Source organism: Rhizobium sp. P44RR-XXIV (genome assembly GCF_001999485.2).
GTDB lineage: Bacteria > Pseudomonadota > Alphaproteobacteria > Rhizobiales > Rhizobiaceae > Rhizobium.
Genome location: NZ_MPVZ02000028.1, coordinates 477,464 through 494,765, shown reverse-complemented (window position 1 = coordinate 494,765; position 17,302 = coordinate 477,464). Strand labels below are relative to the sequence as shown.

At 60.1% G+C, this 17,302-nt stretch carries 12 protein-coding genes, 2 pseudogenes and 1 riboswitch; of the genes and pseudogenes, 8 read left to right on the top strand and 6 right to left on the bottom strand.

Going from position 1 to position 17,302, the window contains the following annotated elements:
- Positions 1 to 31 precede the first annotated feature (31 nt).
- From BSK43_RS19485 to BSK43_RS19475, 3 genes are all read left to right on the top strand, one after another.
- The gene (locus tag BSK43_RS19485) at positions 32 to 832 is read left to right on the top strand and encodes a TSUP family transporter (protein ID WP_077468850.1); all 801 of its coding nucleotides are present in this window, start codon (positions 32 to 34) and stop codon (positions 830 to 832) included.
- An 86-nt stretch (positions 833 to 918) separates the two neighbouring features.
- Positions 919 to 1,284, top strand: a complete 366-nt coding sequence (locus BSK43_RS19480; protein WP_077468851.1) for a nuclear transport factor 2 family protein — start codon at positions 919 to 921, stop codon at positions 1,282 to 1,284.
- A complete protein-coding gene (locus BSK43_RS19475) occupies positions 1,281 to 2,084 on the top strand; it encodes a helix-turn-helix transcriptional regulator (protein ID WP_077468853.1) in 804 nt (267 codons plus the stop codon). The genes BSK43_RS19480 and BSK43_RS19475 overlap by 4 nt, the downstream gene beginning before the upstream one ends.
- A 16-nt stretch (positions 2,085 to 2,100) precedes the next feature.
- On the opposite strand, the gene cobO is transcribed toward BSK43_RS19475, so the two are convergent.
- From cobO to cobU, 5 genes and pseudogenes are all read right to left on the bottom strand, one after another.
- Positions 2,101 to 2,745, bottom strand: a complete 645-nt coding sequence (cobO, locus tag BSK43_RS19470) for a cob(I)yrinic acid a,c-diamide adenosyltransferase (RefSeq protein ID WP_077468855.1) — start codon at positions 2,743 to 2,745, stop codon at positions 2,101 to 2,103.
- Positions 2,742 to 3,341, bottom strand: coding sequence for a dimethylsulfonioproprionate lyase family protein (locus BSK43_RS19465; RefSeq protein ID WP_077468857.1), 600 nt, complete (start codon positions 3,339 to 3,341; stop codon positions 2,742 to 2,744). The genes cobO and BSK43_RS19465 overlap by 4 nt, the downstream gene beginning before the upstream one ends.
- Positions 3,338 to 7,314: pseudogene (cobN, locus tag BSK43_RS19460) on the bottom strand (cobaltochelatase subunit CobN). Before cobN ends, BSK43_RS19465 begins: the two are co-directional and overlap by 4 nt.
- A gap of 9 nt (positions 7,315 to 7,323) precedes the next feature.
- A complete protein-coding gene (cobW, locus tag BSK43_RS19455; RefSeq protein WP_077469368.1) occupies positions 7,324 to 8,373 on the bottom strand; it encodes a cobalamin biosynthesis protein CobW in 1,050 nt (349 codons plus the stop codon).
- A gap of 5 nt (positions 8,374 to 8,378) precedes the next feature.
- Positions 8,379 to 8,903 carry a bifunctional adenosylcobinamide kinase/adenosylcobinamide-phosphate guanylyltransferase gene (gene cobU / locus BSK43_RS19450; RefSeq protein WP_077468859.1) on the bottom strand — a complete coding sequence of 175 codons (525 nt, stop codon included), beginning with the start codon at positions 8,901 to 8,903 and terminating at the stop codon, positions 8,379 to 8,381.
- Positions 8,904 to 9,039: 136 nt separating this feature from the next.
- Positions 9,040 to 9,437: riboswitch (cobalamin riboswitch) on the bottom strand.
- Positions 9,438 to 9,616: 179 nt separating this feature from the next.
- Here cobU and BSK43_RS19445 point away from each other — a divergent pair.
- Positions 9,617 to 11,413, top strand: a complete 1,797-nt coding sequence (locus BSK43_RS19445) for a chloride channel protein (protein ID WP_077468860.1) — start codon at positions 9,617 to 9,619, stop codon at positions 11,411 to 11,413.
- Here the strand turns inward: BSK43_RS19445 and BSK43_RS19440 are convergent.
- Positions 11,410 to 12,864, bottom strand: a complete 1,455-nt coding sequence (locus BSK43_RS19440) for a cobyric acid synthase (RefSeq protein ID WP_077468861.1) — start codon at positions 12,862 to 12,864, stop codon at positions 11,410 to 11,412. The two genes, BSK43_RS19445 and BSK43_RS19440, sit on opposite strands and share 4 nt — an antisense overlap.
- A gap of 235 nt (positions 12,865 to 13,099) precedes the next feature.
- Between BSK43_RS19440 and BSK43_RS35130 the strand changes: the two genes are divergently transcribed.
- The 4 genes and pseudogenes from BSK43_RS35130 (at position 13,100) to BSK43_RS19425 (ending at position 17,270) form a co-directional block, all read left to right on the top strand.
- Positions 13,100 to 13,243, top strand: coding sequence for a hypothetical protein (locus BSK43_RS35130; protein ID WP_168806842.1), 144 nt, complete (start codon positions 13,100 to 13,102; stop codon positions 13,241 to 13,243).
- An 829-nt stretch (positions 13,244 to 14,072) separates the two neighbouring features.
- Positions 14,073 to 15,071: an ABC transporter substrate-binding protein gene (locus BSK43_RS19435; protein ID WP_068398780.1), complete on the top strand. Its 999-nt coding sequence runs from the start codon at positions 14,073 to 14,075 to the stop codon at positions 15,069 to 15,071.
- A 243-nt stretch (positions 15,072 to 15,314) separates the two neighbouring features.
- Complete coding sequence (locus BSK43_RS19430; protein WP_077468863.1) at positions 15,315 to 16,226, top strand: proline/glycine betaine ABC transporter permease; 912 nt, start codon at positions 15,315 to 15,317, stop codon at positions 16,224 to 16,226.
- Positions 16,219 to 17,270, top strand: a pseudogene (locus BSK43_RS19425) (glycine betaine/L-proline ABC transporter ATP-binding protein). The gene BSK43_RS19430 and the pseudogene BSK43_RS19425 overlap by 8 nt, the downstream one beginning before the upstream one ends.
- Positions 17,271 to 17,302 lie beyond the last annotated feature (32 nt).

Below are 17,302 nucleotides of genomic sequence, written 5' to 3'. Positions count from 1 at the left end.
CGCGCTAATCTCCCGCCTTAGAGTTCCCACCTTGCAAGACATTACCCTCCAGATCCTGCTCCTGCTCTTTGCCGCTGCCTTCTTTGCCGGTTTTGTCGATTCCATCGCAGGCGGTGGCGGGCTGGTCACGGTGCCTGCCATGCTCTTGGCTGGCATTCCGCCGCTGCAGACGCTCGGCACCAACAAAGTGCAGTCGATCTGCGGCGCCGCCTCTGCAACTATCGCCTATGCCCGGCAGGGGCATGTGCAGCTCCGCGAACAGCTGCCGATGGCGCTGATGGCCGTGATCGGCGGCATGCTTGGCGCGATGCTGGCAACGATCATGCCGAGCTATGTTCTGCGCGTCATCCTGCCTTTCCTGCTGATCGCCATTGCGCTCTACTTCGCCATCAAGCCCAATCTCGGCGATATCGAAAAGCATCGGCGCATGAGTGCGGGGCTTTTCGGCGTGACCCTCGTGCCGCTGATCGGCTTTTACGACGGTGCCTTCGGACCAGGCACCGGTTCGTTCCTCATGCTGGCCTTCGTCACGCTCGCCGGCTTCGGCCTGCTGAAGGCGACGGCACATACGAAGCTGCTCAATTTCGGCTCGAATCTGGGCAGCCTTATCGTCTTCATCTTCTCCGGCGCCATTCTTTGGAAAGTCGGGCTGACGATGGGGCTCGGCCAGTTCCTCGGTGCCCAGCTCGGCTCGCGGCTCGCCATGCGCATCGGCGCGAAATTGATCAAACCGTTGCTGGTCGTCGTCTGCATCGCCTTCGCCGTGAAGCTGCTAGCCGACCCATCGCATCCCGTCAGGATCTGGCTCGGACTGTTAGATCAGAGCCTTTGATTACCTCCGACGTAATTGATAGTGCTTCGGTACGCGCCGATGATCGCCCTGCCTGAACGGTTCAGGCGAGCCAAAGGAGTTGACCGATGACCGATGCCACCACCATTGCCGACCGCTATATCGCCATCTGGAACGAGGCGGACACGGACCGCCGACGCGCCCTCATCGCCGAAGCATGGACCGAAAACTGCAGCTATATCGATCCGATGATGCGGGCCGACGATCGCGAGCAGATCCATGCCCTGGTCACGGCAGCGCATGAACGCTTCCCCGGCTTCCGCTTCACGCTGATCACCGAGGGCGACCGGCATGGCGACAATCTGCGCTTTTCCTGGGGCTTTGGCCCTGTTGATGCCGAGCCGCTGATCAAGGGTACGGATTTCGCCATTCTCGAGGGAGATCGCCTGAAGTCCGTACACGGCTTCATCGACCAGCTGCCGGTAGCTGCATGATGGCGACAGCCCGCTCTCTCGGCGACCATCTGCGCGAATGGCGGCAACGCCGTCGTTTGAGCCAGCTGGAATTCGCCCTTGAAGCCGATATATCGCAACGACATCTCAGCTTCATCGAGAGCGGGCGCTCGCTTCCCAGCCGCGAGATGCTGATGCATCTCGCAGAGCGGCTCGGCGTTCCCTTGCGCGAGCGCAATCCCATGCTTCTGGCGGCAGGATTTGCTCCGGTCTTTCCCGAACGTAAGCTGGATGATCCTGCCCTTGCGCCGGCACGCCGCGCCATTGATATGGTCCTGAAGGGCCATGAACCCTTCCCGGCTCTGGCGATAGACCGGCACTGGACGTTGGTTGCCGCCAATGCAGCAGTCGCGCCGCTACTTGCCGGTGTCGCCGATATCTCGCTGACCACCGCGCCGATAAATGTCCTGCGGCTCAGCCTGCATCCGGATGGGTTGGCGCCCCGGATCATCAATCTGGCGGAATGGCGCAACCATCTGCTGGAGCGCCTGCGCCAGCAGATATCAGCGACGGGCGACCCCGTGCTGGTGAGGTTGCTGAAAGAGCTTTCCGCCTATCCAGCACCACCCATGCAGAAAACAGGCTCCCTCGACCGGGATTTCGCCGGCATCGCAGTGCCGCTGGAACTCGACACAGAGGCAGGCCGCCTCTCCCTGCTTTCGACGACCACCATCTTCGGCACGCCCGTCGATGTGACGCTATCCGAGCTGGCGATCGAGTCCTTCTTCCCCGCGGATGCAGAGACGGCCGAACTGCTGACGACAATGACCGCGACGGGCTAGAAGGGTTCGCCGTCGATCAGAATTCGACGCCCGGCTGTCCCTTGATGCCGGAGCGGAACGGATGCTTGATCAGCTCCATCTCGGTGACAAGATCGGCGATCTCGAACAGCTCTTCCTTGGCGTTGCGGCCCGTCAATACCACATGCGTCATGTAGGGCTTTTCGGCCTTCAGGAATTCGATCACCTCGTTGAGGTCGAGATAATCGTAGCGAAGCGCGATGTTGATCTCATCCAGCAGCACCATCGAGTTGCGCTCGTCCCGGATAAGCTCCTTGGCCTTTTCCCAGGCAGCCCCTGCCGCCGCCACGTCGCGGGCGCGATCCTGAGTCTCCCAGGTAAAACCTTCGCCCATCGTATGGAACTGGCAGACATCGGAGAAATGCTTTTCGATCAGATCGCGCTCGCCGGTCCACATGGCACCCTTGATAAACTGTACGACGGCGCAGGGTTTTCCATGCGCGATATGACGGAAGATCATGCCGAAGGCGGCGGAGGATTTTCCCTTGCCCTTGCCGGTATGGACAATGATCAGGCCCTTCTCGTCCGTCTTCGACGCCATGATCTTGTCGCGCGCGGCCTTCTTCTTGGCCATCTTGTCGGCATGGCGAGCGTCGTCGTTCTTGGGTGCGTCAGTGCCGGTTTCGGCCAATTCGTCGCTCATTGCGTTCTCCCTGATATAATAGATTTCTGTGCCAGCGGCCCGCCACGCCAGAGGTAGAGCGCCACCAGCGGTGTCGCTTCCGTCTTCATGGCATGGGGGATGTTCGAGGGATGATGGATCACCTCGCCAGACCAGCGCGGCAGGAAAGGTTGCCCATCCTTGCTCCATTGCGAACCATCCGTCAGCGGAATATAGATTTCCTCGGCCTGATGATGGTGATCGGGATAATGCACGCCAGGCCCAAGCAGCAGAAAGCCGCCGGCCATGTCATCGCTTGCGAAATGCCCGCGCGTGCCGAAGAGCTCGACCCAGCCATATTTCTGCAGAAAGTCGCCGCCGAAATCGGTGATGCTGTAGGTCTGGGCCCAATGCAAACTGCTGGCGGCGTCATGAAGCCTGGCAAACAAAGTTGACTCCGGCTCCTTGCTCGGCCGATGAGGCTCGCGAAGATAACTGACAACAGGCAGATCGCGCGGCACAATAGGCCGCTCCTCCATCGACCATTGAAAGCCTTCGATGAAATGCCCGAGCATCCGATCGCTGCGCGACAGGAGATAGTCGCGGAATACAGTCAGGAGGTTGTCGACCGTGCTCAAGCCGCAACCTCCTTGCCCGGTTTCAGGCTCTCCAGATCAAAATGCGCCGAGTTGCTTCTCGGCGTCCACAGATTGCGATCGATTGCCTCCAGCAGACGTTCCTTCAAGTCGCGCAGCGCCGCCGGATTTTTCTCCGCCATGAAATCGCGCACCCGCTGATCGACGACGAAGGCCTGATAGACAGCCTCAAAATGATGGTTGCGAACCGCTCCTGTCGTTGCCGCGAAAGCAAAGAGATAGTCCACGGTCGCTGCAATCTCGAACGCGCCCTTATAGCCATGCCGCATGACGCCATCGATCCATTTGGGATTGACGACGCGTCCGCGCACCACCCGGCCGATCTCCTCCTCGAGCGAACGGATGACAGGCTTTTCCGGGCGCGAATGGTCATTGTGATAGATCGACGGTCGCGTGCCCGCCAGCTGTTCGGCAGCGGCAGCCATGCCGCCCTCGAACTGATAATAGTCGTCGCTATCGAGCAGGTCGTGCTCGCGATTATCCTGGTTCTGCACGACCGCCTGGATCGAGCGCAATCGCTCCTCGAACACCCCGCGCTCTGCCCGTCCTTCCTCGCCGGCGCCATAGGCATAGCTGCCCCAGACGAGATAGGCTTCGGCCAGATCCGCGCGCCGTTCCCAGCCCTTCTCATCGATCAGCGCCTGCAGGCCCGCACCATAGGCTCCGGGCTTGGACCCGAAGATGCGGTAGCCGGCGCGACGACTGGCGGAGGCCACATCCAGACCCGCCGCTTCCAGCCTCGCGATCTCGCCGCACATGCGCGCTGCGATCGGATTATCAGTCGCATCTTCCTCGAGCGCCCCGACAGCCCGGATCGCCTTGTCGAACAAAGCGATCTGCTCGGGGAATGCATCACGGAAGAAGCCGGAGATGCGCAGCGTGACGTCGACGCGCGGCCGCCTGAGCATCGCCGGCGGGATGATCTCATAGCCAGTGACGCGCCGCGACGTCATGTCCCAGACCGGCTTGACGCCGATCAGCGCCAACGCTTGCGCGATATCGTCGCCACCGGTGCGCATATTCGATGTGCCCCAGGCGGTGAGACCGAAAGAAACGGGCCACTCGCCATGGTCCTGAACATAGCGACGGATCAGCAGTTCGGCGGATTTCTTGCCAAGCTCGTAGGCCGCCGGCGTCGGCACGGCGCGACTGTCCACCGAATAGAAATTCCGCCCGGTCGGCAACACATCCGGCCTGCCTCGCGTCGGTGCGCCTGACGGGCCGGGGGGGGACGAAACGGCCGTCAAGGCCCTTCATCAGCGCGGCGATCTCCGCTTCACCGCAGGCAAGGATGGATGGCTTCAGGCGGGTTTCGATTTCGGCGAGAACGACGCTTGTGTGGGGCCAGCTCTCCGGGCAGGCGATTTCGCCTGACACGAATTGAGCGGCCAGAAGTTCGATGCGCTCGACGGTATCGCCCTGGGTACGCCAGGGGGCGTCGGAAATATTGGCGAGGATATCTGGACGTTGGCCAGTCCAGTCCGCCGCCATATCGCAATCCAATGGATCGAATGGTGTTCCTGGAGGGATACCCCCCTCTGTCAGCTTTGCTGACATCTCCCCCACAAGGGGGGAGATTGGAGGGAGTATGCCGCTCGCTCCCAAATCATCGCCTTCAACCTCAGCGGACTCGATCTCCGTTTGAGGGGAGGAAACGCCGCGGGTTAACGATCTCCCCCCTTGTGGGGGAGATGTCGCGAACGCGACAGAGGGGGTGCTGCACCCTCCACATCCACGAAAGCATCCCGCGCAATCGCCCGCTGCAGGCTCTGATCCCCACCCTCACCCAAGCCACGCGGCACGCGCGCCAAAGCCACCGTCAAATCCGTCAGCAACCGCCCGGATGGCGAGACGCCGAAAATGTGCAGGCCATCGCGGATCTGCATTTCCTTGAGGTCGCAAAGATAGGCGTCGAGTTTCTTTAACGCCTCATCCTCGCCTTCGCCCTTGGCAATGCCGGCATCCTGATCGAGGCCGATATCGGCGACGAGGTGCAAAATCTGCTTGCGCAGCAGACGAATGCGGCGCGGATCGCCGCCCGACGCCTCGTAATATTCGTCGACCAGTGCCTCCAGATCCTTCAACGGGCCATAGCTTTCGGCACGTGTCAGCGGCGGCGTCAAATGGTCGATGATCACAGCGCTGGTGCGGCGCTTGGCCTGCGTGCCCTCGCCGGGGTCGTTGACGATGAACGGATAGAGATTGGGCAGCGGCCCGAGGATCGCCTCGGGATAGCAGGTTTCGGAGAGCGCCAGCGCCTTGCCCGGCAGCCATTCGAGATTGCCATGCTTGCCCATGTGGATAACGGCATGGGCATCGAAGGATCGGCGCAGAAAAGCATAGAAGGCGAGATAGCCGTGCGGCGGCACAAGATCGGGAGAATGGTAGCTCTCCTTCGGATCGATATTGTAGCCGCGCGCCGGCTGGATGCCGACAAGCACATTGCCGAAGCGCGTGAATGGCAGGGCAAAGGAGCCGTCCAGGGCATAAGGATCTGCCTCGTGATCTCCCCAACGATCCGTAATTTCATCCTGAATCTGCTTCGGAAGCGATGAGAAGAAATCTTTGTATTCACTGAAGGAAAGCTTTTCGCGAACAACACGGCCGTCATGCCCTGAATTTGTAGGGCCATCCGCCAGATGCCGCATCAGCGCGTCACCATCTTCCGGCACGTCGGTTACAGGATAGCCTGCCGCCTGCATCGCCCTCAGAACTTCGATCGTGCGGCGGGAGTATCGAGCCCGACGCCGTTACCTAGTCGCCCGTCCCGGTTCGGGTAATTCGCCAGAACAAGCGCGACACGCCGGGCGGACGGCTGCGCATTGCGCAATCGAGCCCAGTTTGCGGCCAGCCGCGCCGTATAGCGCATGCGATCATCAAGCGGTTCGCTGGCAACAATGTTTGCCTCGACCCGCTCGTCGTAACGCGCCGCCGCCTTGAACGATACGGCACGGGCAAGCACGCGTCCGTCGACCTCTGGCAGCGCGACATTCATGCCGAGATCGCGCGCGGAAAGTCCCTGCGACGATGCCTCCCAGGCCTCTTTTGACGAAGCGGAGAAGATTGCCTGCAGGACGATCGCCTCGCTCGATTCCAAAACTGTCGGTTGGCGATCTGCACCTGGTGCAGACACCGCAAAGCCCGTGGTATTGACGACAACATCCGGCTTCAACTCGGCAAAAACGCTCTCCAGAATGCCGACCGAAACCGCATCCTTCAGGCTGTAAGCGAAGACCGGCAACGGCCGCATACCTTCGCCGATAAGCGCTTCGATCATCGCTTCGACGGGCCTGGTTTCACCGCTCTGTACAAGCGCACGATAGAAGGAGACCGCAATTGTCGGGGGTTCGAGTCCCTCCGGGACTACCATCCCCGCGTTGGAAAGGCTCCTCCACTCCTCGATCCCGATCGCACCTTTGCCCGGCCACCAGATGCCGGCCTTCATCAAGGGGGCGGCGGGCATCGGCTTCTCGGCGCCGGAAAGCATCGCCTCGGCATAGGCCAGAAACGCCCTGGAATTCGCCTCCCCACCCTCGATCAGATAGGACCAGAGCGCATTGAGATCATCGAGCGCGACATTGGAAAATGGCGTCAGCCCCGGATCGGGCTTTGAATCGCCCGGCAGCACGGCAATCGCCGCGCCGTAGCGCGCGGCGCAGGCATGCAGTGCCTCCAGCGCATAATGGAAATAGCTTGCACCTCCCAGTGCCCGCACGATGATCAGCTTCGCATGCCGCGCTGTCCGGTCGATATAGGTGTCGACCGACATCGGATGCTTGAGGCTCATCAGGCTCGCAAGCCTCAGGGAACGGCCACCCTGCCCGTGCGCCGCGGCAATCGCCGCGAGCTCGGTATCGGCGGCCGACAGGAAAAGGATATCACCTGGCGTTTGGCCGAGATCGATCGCCTCCTCACCGTCGCTGATCGTTCCCTTCTGGGCTAGCAGGAGATGCATGGCTTTGCCTTAGACCAGGGCCTCGATCGCCTTGCGCACGATCCCTTCGTCCATCTCATGCAGGCCGATGACGACCAGGCGCGTGGCGCGAGCCTCGCCGAGCGCCCAGGCACGATCGAAATAGGTATCGATGCGGCTGCCGACGGCCTGTAACTGCAGGCGCATCGGCTTGCCGGGCACGTCAACGAAGCCCTTGAGGCGCAGGACGTCATGTTCGGAAATCACGTCCTTCAGCGCTTCGGTGAAGGCAACCGGATCGGCAATGGGGCCGAGTTCGACGACGAAGCTGTCGAACTCGTCGTGATCGTGCGGCGTTCCGTCTTCATGCTCCAGCTCATGGTGCGATTTGCGGTTGGCAATATCGCCTTCCGTACCGATGCCGAGGCCGAGCAGGATTGCAGCTGGCACATCGCCATTCTTCGCCTCGATGATCGTCGGCTTGCGGACGGTGCGTGACGCGACTTCGGCACGAACGCGGCCGAGGCCGGCGACATCGATCAGGTCGGTCTTGTTGAGCACGATGAGATCGGCGCAGGTCAGCTGATCCTCGAACAGTTCCTCGATCGGGCTTTCGTGATCGAGCGAATCGTCTTCGACGCGGCGGGCTTCGACAGCATCGTGATCATCGGCAAAGCGGCCGGCGGCCACAGCGGCGCTATCGACCACGGTGATGACGCCATCGACGGTGACGTGGGTGCGGATATCAGGCCAGTTGAAGGCGGCGACCAGCGGCTGCGGCAGTGCCAGACCCGACGTCTCGATAACGATATGGTCTGGGCGGGATTCGCGCTCGAGCAGCTTCGTCATAGTCGGGATGAAATCGTCGGCGACGGTGCAGCAGATGCAGCCGTTGGTTAGCTCGATAATATCGTCTTCCGTGCAATTCTCCGCGCCGCAGCCCTTGAGCACATCGCCATCGACACCGAGATCACCGAATTCGTTGATGATGAGGGCAATCTTCTTGCCGCCTGCATTCTGCAAGAGATTGCGGATCATCGTCGTCTTGCCGGCTCCCAGAAAGCCGGTGATGACGGTGGCGGGAATCTTTTCCTGGTTCATATGGATCAACCCTTCATTTTCAGCGGCAATCCCGCTGCGATAAAATAAACTTCGGCACTCGCCGCCGCGACCATCTGGTGCAGTCGGCCGGCATGATCGCGAAATTCGCGCGCCATGCGATTTTCGGGCACGATTCCGAGCCCGACCTCGTTGGAGACGAGAACGAGCCGCGATCGTGCCTTCGGCAAAAATTCGGTAAGAGCGGCAAACTCGGTTGCCATATCCCGCTCGGCCATCATCAAATTGGTGACCCAGAGCGTCAGGCAATCCACCAGCACGGCGCGACCGTCGGCGTCGATCGCGGCCAGCCGCGCGACAAGATTGACCGGCTCCTCATGCGTCTGCCAGAGATCGCCACGGTCGGCGCGATGCTGCGCGATCCGATCGCGCATCTCGTCATCCCAAGCCTGCCCTGTCGCCACGTAGTGGCGCTCCAGCCCGGTGTCCGAAACCAGCGTTTCAGCGAATCGCGATTTGCCGGAGCGCGCGCCGCCGAGGACGAATGTGGCTTGGGAATTCAAAGCGGACATGCGTTGTTCTCGCTCGCAGCAGCGGGCAAAGGCGGAATCCGGCCAAATCCGAAAAAGGGGCGACTGCACGCCCAAAACTCGTTTCTCGCCATGACAACCTCCGTGCTGGCAGCGGAACCAATGTCCCTGGAAAGGCTCTGCGCCCGGCACGTATGGCAGGTCTCCTGGCTCGCGGATAGTGGTGCGACGGGGGCGGACCGAAACCGGTCGCCCCCGATCGTACACCAGCGGATCTTTCTCGCCTTCCCGGCAAGACATCATGAAAAGGCGGACGATTCGTAGACAATAGAGGCGTCCAACCCCGGTAGATCATGATGCCACACCAGTGGCTTTTCCGGCTTGACGTTGCTCCACCTGTTCGCACCATGCGAACCATCGGCGGGATGGCCATCAAACCGGACGAAAGACCCTGACCGCTCTACAGTCGCGGGGTCGGCTGTGATGAGAACGCCCGGCTTGGGTCCGTCCCGTCACATTCCCTTTTCATCCCATGCGGCAGATCGCCGCTCAGGAACCATTCGTTATGCCGGCAATGATTAGGCTTTCACTTAGTTCAAGTCAATCAACGACATGGATGCGACATTGCATGTTCCAGCCGCGAACTTGCCGCATAATCACTGAAAACGCCGGTCTTTTTGCCGCATTTCTTTGATGTTAGGAGTTTATAGAGGTTAAGCCCTCATCTTCTAGAAGAAACGTGTCGTCCGCTCCCAATGTTGCAGAAATTCCAACCCCGTCGCCTCGGCGTGTTCTCGGCCCTATTCGATCTTGGTCGATTTAGAGCATTACTGCGTCGTGGTGAGTTAGGACTCGTTTTCGCCGGCGCGCTCGTAGGCGTCGTATCCGGCTGCGCCGTGACGGCCATGAGCTTCGTCTCCCGCAAGCTGCACAGCCTCATCTACGGGATTACGGATTATGAACGCCTAAGCTCGGCGGCAGTGGCTATACCCGACAAGTCGGTGTTGCTGATAGCACCGGTGGCAGGCGGCATCATTCTCGGCATATTGCTCTACATTCTGTCCCGCACCCGCAAAAAACCGATGGTCGACCCGATCGAAGCCAATGCGCTGCATGGCGGGCGCATGTCGCTCACCGATAGCATCATCGTCGCCGTGCAGAACCTGATTTCGAACGGCTTCGGCGCCTCTGTCGGGCTTGAGGCCGGCTATACGCAGCTTGCCGCCGGCATCGCCTCGAAGTTCGGCTACAAGATGCAGATGCGCCGCGCGGACTTGCGTATGCTTGTCGGCTGCGGTGCGGCCGGCGCCATCGCCGCCGCCTTCAACGCCCCCTTGACCGGCGCCTTCTATGCCTTCGAGCTGATCATCGGCACCTATTCCATCCTGACCCTGACGCCTGTCGTTGTCTCCGCCCTGATATCGACGATGATCGCAAGGCTGCTCGCCGGCGACGATTTTGCCATCGATATCGGCCATTTCGGCGCAATCGTGCCGGCGGATTACCTGCCTGCTGTCTTACTCGGCGCCTTCTGCGCCGGCATCGGCATCCTGATCATGCAGGGCGTTGCCTGGGTTGAGGAACTGGCGCGCAAGAGTTCCATCGCGCCGCCCTTCCGCCCGGCGCTTGGCGGCCTGTTCGTCGGCTTGCTCGCCTTGATATCGCCTCAGGTTCTGTCAGCCGGCCATGGCGCCTTGCATCTCAATCTCTCCAGCGACGTCACCCTCTGGGCGCTGGTCAGCCTTTTCGTCTTGAAATCCCTCGCCTCGGCGGTGTCGATCGGTTCCGGCTTCAGAGGTGGTCTGTTCTTCGCGTCGCTGTTCATGGGCGCGCTGCTGGGCAAAATCTTTGCCTATTGCGCCCCCTATTTCGATCACGCCACGCTGACGCCGGTCGTCTATGCCGTGGTCGGCATGAGTGCGCTTGCTGTCTCGATCATCGGCGGCCCCTTGACGATGACCTTCCTGGCGCTGGAAATAACCGGCGACTTCCCGATCACCGCGCTGGTGCTGGCTGCCGTCATCACCTCTTCTCTCGTGGTGCGCACGACCTTCGGCTACTCTTTCGCCACATGGCGCTTCCATCTGCGCGGCGAAAGCATCCGCAGCGCCCACGACGTCGGCTGGATCCGCAACCTCACCGTGGCCCGCATGATGCGCCCCGATGTGCATACGGCTGACGTCGGAATGAGCATCGAGGAGTTCCGGAAGTCCTTCCCGATCGGCTCGGCGCAGCGCGTCATCCTGATCGACGAGAAGGAGAAATACTCCGGCATGGTGCTGGTGCCGGACGTCTATGCGAGCCCGGTCGAGAAGGATGACGAGGAACATGGCCTTTCAGACTTCATCCGCCTGCGCGCCGAATTCCTGCAGCCGCAGATGAACGCCAAGCAGGCCGCCGCCATGTTTGAGCAAACCAAGAGCGAAGCGCTCGTGGTAGTCAACGATCTGATTGAACGCAAGGTCGTGGGATTGCTGACCGAAAGCTATACGTTGCGCCGCTACAGCGAAGAACTCGACCGTCGGCGCCGCGAAGTCTCCGGGGAGCTTTAATTGACGAGACTATCGAGCCAGGCGGGATCAAGCACGCTCTCGAGCTCGATCGCGATCTCGTCGAGTGCTGCGTCGACGCCGGCGCGATAGTCGGTCCGCTCGCCGCTGAGACCGAAGCTTTCGAGCAACTTTGCACGATACGCATCGCTGCCGAAGAGCCCGTGCAGGTAAGTCCCCATGATGCGCCCATCTGGTGACAGCGCACCATCCGGCCGCCCATCGATGACAGTCGAGGGCCGCTCGCAGTCCGCGCCGCTGGTCACGCCCAGATGGATTTCATAACCGGATAGAGGCACGTCGTATTCCCTGGAGAGGGCTAGGCTGTTGCGGACTGTTTTCTCCGGCGCCATTTCCGTCTCGATATCGAGCAGGCCCAGACCAGGCGTTTCGGTCACAGAGCCTTCGATACCATGCGGATCGTAGACCATGCGGCCAAGCATCTGATAGCCGCCGCAGATGCCGATGACGCGGCCGCCCCGACGCACATGCGCGGTGATGTCGCGATCCCATCCCCGCTCGCGCAGATCAAAAAGGTCACCGATGGTTGACTTCGATCCCGGCAGAACCACGAGCCCCGCATCGACAGGCAGACGTTCACCGGGACGCACGAAAACGAGATCGACGTCGGGCTCGGCCCGCAGCGGATCAAGGTCATCGAAATTGGCGATACGCGAGAGCATCGGCACGGCAATCTTCAAGGCGCCGGACGAACCGCGCGCCAGCCGTTCCAGCACGACGGAATCCTCGGCCGGGAGCCGGGCGGCTGCCTTCAGCCATGGCACGACGCCATGGCACTGCCAGCCAGTAAAGCCGCCGATCACGTCTATGCCCTCTGCAAACAGCGAGACGTCACCGCGAAACTTGTTGATGATGTAGCCACGGATCATCCGCCGGTCTTCTTCCGGCAAGATATGATAGGTGCCAACCAGCGACGCGATCACACCGCCGCGGTCGATATCGCCGACCAGCACGACCGGAACGTTGGCGCGTGTCGCAAAGCCCATATTGGCGATGTCGCCTCGTCGCAAGTTGATCTCGGCCGGTGAACCCGCCCCCTCGACGATGACAAGGTCGGTCCCCGCGCGGATCGCGGCAAAGCTTTCCAATACCGCTCCGAGCAATTGCGGCTTGAGCGCCTGATAATCCCTGCCCTTGGCGTGGCCCCACACCTTTCCCTGCACGATGATCTGGCTGCCGACATCCGACTGCGGCTTCAGCAGCACCGGGTTCATGTGTACGGATGAAGGAACGCGTGCCGCCAGCGACTGCAGCCACTGGGCACGGCCGATCTCGCCACCGTCCTCGGCAACGGCCGCATTGTTGGACATGTTCTGAGGCTTGAACGGACGGACCCTGACGCCCCTGTTGGCGAACAGGCGGCATAGTCCGGCGACCAATACCGTTTTTCCGACATCGGAGCCGGTCCCCTGCAGCATGATCGCCTTTGTCATTCCTCGTCGCTCCAAGATGGTGTAGCCCTTGAAAATCCGGCATTTCGCCTTGATTTTGCCGCGATCTCTAACGGCTGGAAGCCGCCGGTACGATACAAAAATGCATCATTCTCAATCATGCTCTGTTTGCGACACCGGATGACGATTTCATCCATTGTTAGTTATGAGGAAGAGGATTATCTCCACCGCGAAAACAAACAACGGAACCGGCCGATCCGGCTTAGAGGATACCCCAATGCTCTTCATCTTCAACAGACAGAATTCCATCCAGATCGCCTGGAATGGCAAGCTGCCGGTCCGTCGCCCTGAAAGCCGCCTGCAGCAGCTCGACACGCGTTTTGGTACGGTCGGCTTCATCCGCACCTACAGCGTCGGCTGATATCCAGTCAAGCCGCAAGCCCTGCGCGACAAACTACGCACGACAAGCCGCCATGCGACCGCATCGGCGGCTTTACTTTTACTCTCCATGACGGATGAACATCGACTCTCGGACAGGCCGGCCTGGTTCCATGGGAAATGCAGGCACCAGAAACGCGAAAACCGCGCGATCCGGAGATCAACGCGGTTTGCCAAAAAACGCCGGCTACCCTGCACGTACGCCGCAAGGTTCGCTTTCCCCGGTACGCATTACCTGATCCGGAGAAGCAGCGGTGTCCCCCGCCACGCATTGATTGATAACCCGACATCGTTACTGGAGGGTTATTAAGTGCTTAACTAAGAATGAATTCGAAAACTTTTTTGAAAATTTTCTCATTCGCGCTGCGAAATCGCAAACGACGCAAATGGAATAAAAAACGTCTTTCAGGGGCGCGATATTTTAATCATACTTATCTCCACCAGCGCTGGAATGCCTCGCCGGACCGTCCTGATGCCCATTTTGCAGCCGTGAATAGTAGAAAATAGGCTAATTCAGACGCTTATATCGTCTTCTCCAAGAGGCGCGATAAGTCCATTTGGCTGGCAGGCTGTTGATTTCTTCCCTCAAATCCTTAGGCTGCCGGTCGTCGATGCAAAGAATGCCCGACCGCGACAGGGTTCCGCGGTCGCAAAAAGACCAGATGCACGACGGCAGCAAAGGGGACCGTGCGGGCGTCGTCAGCGGCGTATGAACGGTTGTGGTTGAACCACGCTGACAGGGGATCGACAGACATCGTACGTGCGTGAAGTCGATTTCCGCAACGCAACGAAAAATTGGGAGACATCATCAAATGAAGAAGCTTCTCGCTTCCGCTATTTTTGCATTCGGCGCCTATGCTTTGGCTGGCTCGGCGCATGCTGCGGAATGTGGCGACGTATCGATCGCCGAAATGAACTGGGCCTCCGCCGGCGTTGCCGCTCAGGTCGACAAGATCATCCTGCAGAACGGCTATGGCTGTAACGTGACGCTGGTAACCGGCGACACGCAGCCGACCTTTACCTCGATGGACGAAAAGGGCCAACCGGACGTCGCACCGGAGCTTTGGGTCAATGCCGTGCGCACCGCACTCGACAAGGCCGTGTCGGAAGGCCGCCTGATAGAAGCAGCACCGCTGCTAAGCGATGGCGGCGTCGAGGGATGGTGGATTCCGAAGTTCCTTGCCGACGCGCATCCGGATATCAAGACCGTTCAGGACGCATTGAAGCATCCAGAACTCTTCCCTGCCCCGGAAGATCCGTCCAAGGGTGCAGTTTATGACTGCCCGGCAGGCTGGAACTGCCAGATCTCGACCACCAACCTCTACAAGGCACTCGGCGCCGACAAGCTCGGATTTACGCTTGTCGACACCGGTTCGGCAGCTGGCCTCGACGGTTCGATTGCCAACGCTTTCGAAAAGAAGAGTGGCTGGCTCGGCTACTACTGGGCTCCGACCGCCATCCTCGGCAAGTACGACATGGTGCGCCTGAGCTTCAACGTCCCGCACGACAAGAAGGAATGGGACGCTTGCACGGCGATCCAGGATTGCGCCAACCCGAAGGTGAACTCCTATCCGGTTTCCGACGTCTATACCGTCGTGACCAAGGGTTTTGCCGCGAAGGCCGGCGTTGCCATGGATTACGTCAAGACCCGCAAGTGGGATAACGCCACCGTCGGCAAGGTTCTGGCCTGGATGACCGACAATCAGGGTACCAACGAGGACGGCGCCAAGTACTTCCTCAAGACCTACCCCGATATGTGGACGAAGTGGGTTTCGGCCGACGTCGCCACCAAGATCAAGGCTTCGCTCTGATCTGCATGAAAGAATCGGCGACAGGCATATGCCTGTCGCCGTTCTGATATTTTCTGGACGAGGCCGACACTCATATCGACACAGCGACATGGCTGCAGGTCGCAACGAGTGCAGATTGAAGCCGGCAAATGTAGTAAGAATTGAAAAGCAGCCTGAAGAACCGGTCGCAGCGCTGCAATACCTTTCGTGCATGAAGGCCACATGCGCGGACAGGGATAGAACCGGATCAAGAAGGGGAAATACATGGCTATCCAGTGTACGATCCTGCCGGACGTGCTTTGCAATTTTCCGGCAATAGACGAGTCGATCATACGCGCCGCGCGCAAGAATATTGATGATGGGTTCAGGGCATCCGTGCGAGCCTACGGCAACCTCATCGATTCCATCGTCCAGCCGCTCCAATGGTTCCTGAACTATCTGGAATGGCTGTTCACCAACACGCCGTGGTTCATCGTGCTCATCGTCATGATGCTCGTCGTCTATGCCGCCAGCCGCAATCTCAAGATCGTCATCGGCACGGCGATATCCATGACTCTCATTGGCGTCTGCGGCCTTTGGGGCGACACCATGATCACGCTTGCGATGGTGACGGTCTGTACGCTCATCGCGATCGTCATCGGCCTGCCGATCGGCATATTGATGGCTCGCTCCGACCGACTGCAATCGATCGTCAATCCGATACTCGACGTGATGCAGACGATGCCGAGCTTCGTCTATCTCATTCCCGTCGTCGTCATCTTCGGCATCGGCAAGGTTCCGGGCCTGATCGCCGTCGTCATCTACGCCGTCCCACCGATGATCCGACTGACCAATCTCGGTATCCGCCTCGTTGATCGGGAAGTGCTCGAAGCGGCCGATGCCTTCGGCTCGTCGAACCGGCAGAAACTGTTCAACGTGCAGATCCCGCTGGCGCTGCCCACCATCATGGCCGGTATCAACCAGACCATCATGATGTCGCTTGCCATGGTCGTGGTCGCTTCCATGGTCGGTGTCGGCGGCCTCGGCAAGAACACGCTGCAGGCAATCAACAACCAGTTCTTCACCGTCGGCTTCCTCAACGGCTTTGCGCTGGTGGCGATCGCCATCATTTTCGACCGTACGAGCCAGGCCTATGGCAGACGGCTCCAGAAGCACTCGGAGGTCATTCATGGCTAGTCACGCGATCCAGATCAAAAACCTGTACAAGATTTTCGGCCGTCGCGGACATGACTACGTGGATCGAGTGAAGAACGGCATGGGCAAGGCGGAGCTCAACGAGGCACACGGCCATGTGCTCGGCCTGCAGGACATCAGCATCGACATGCCTGCCGGTGCGATCACCGTCGTGATGGGCCTTTCCGGCTCCGGCAAATCGACGCTGATCCGCCACATCAACAGGCTGATCGAGCCGACCGTCGGCGAAGTGCTCTATGACGGTGTCGACGTCTGCAAGATGAATGAAAATGCCCTTCGCGAATTCCGCCGCCACAAGACGGCGATGGTGTTCCAGAAATTCGCCTTGCTGCCGCATCGCACAGTCCTTGAGAACACCATTTACGGTCTGGACATTCAGGGCGTGCCGCGCGCCGAGGGCGAAAAGAAAGGTCAGTACTGGATCGAACGCGTCGGCCTCAAAGGCTTTGAAAGGCACTTTCCCAACCAGCTCTCCGGCGGCATGCAGCAGCGCGTTGGCCTTGCCCGCGCGCTGACCAATGACGCGACATCCTGCTGATGGACGAAGCCTATTCGGCACTCGATCCGCTGATCCGCGTCGACATGCAGAGCGTGCTGCTCGATCTGCAAAAGGAATTGAAGAAGACCGTCGTCTTCATCACCCATGATCTCGACGAGGCGCTTCGCCTTGGCGACAAGATCGCGATCCTGCGCGACGGCAAGGTCGTTCAGCAAGGAACAGGTCAAGAGATCGTGCTGCGGCCCGCAGACGACTACATCACCGCTTTCGTCAAGGAAGTGAACCGTGGTCGTATCATCCAGGCACAGACTATCATGAAGCCGCTTTCCGGAGAGCCCGGCGGCACGCGCGTGCCTGCCGAGATGACGCTTGAAATTGCCGCAAAGCAGATAACGGAAGCGGGCCAGACGGGCGCCATCGTTACCGATGCCGGCGGCAAGCCCGTCGGTGCCATCGACCTGCAAAGCATCATCGCAGCGATGGTCACGCCGACAAGCCACGAGACGACGCAAATGGCAGCGGCTTAGCAACATCGCCGTTGGATTTATGAAGGAGCGCC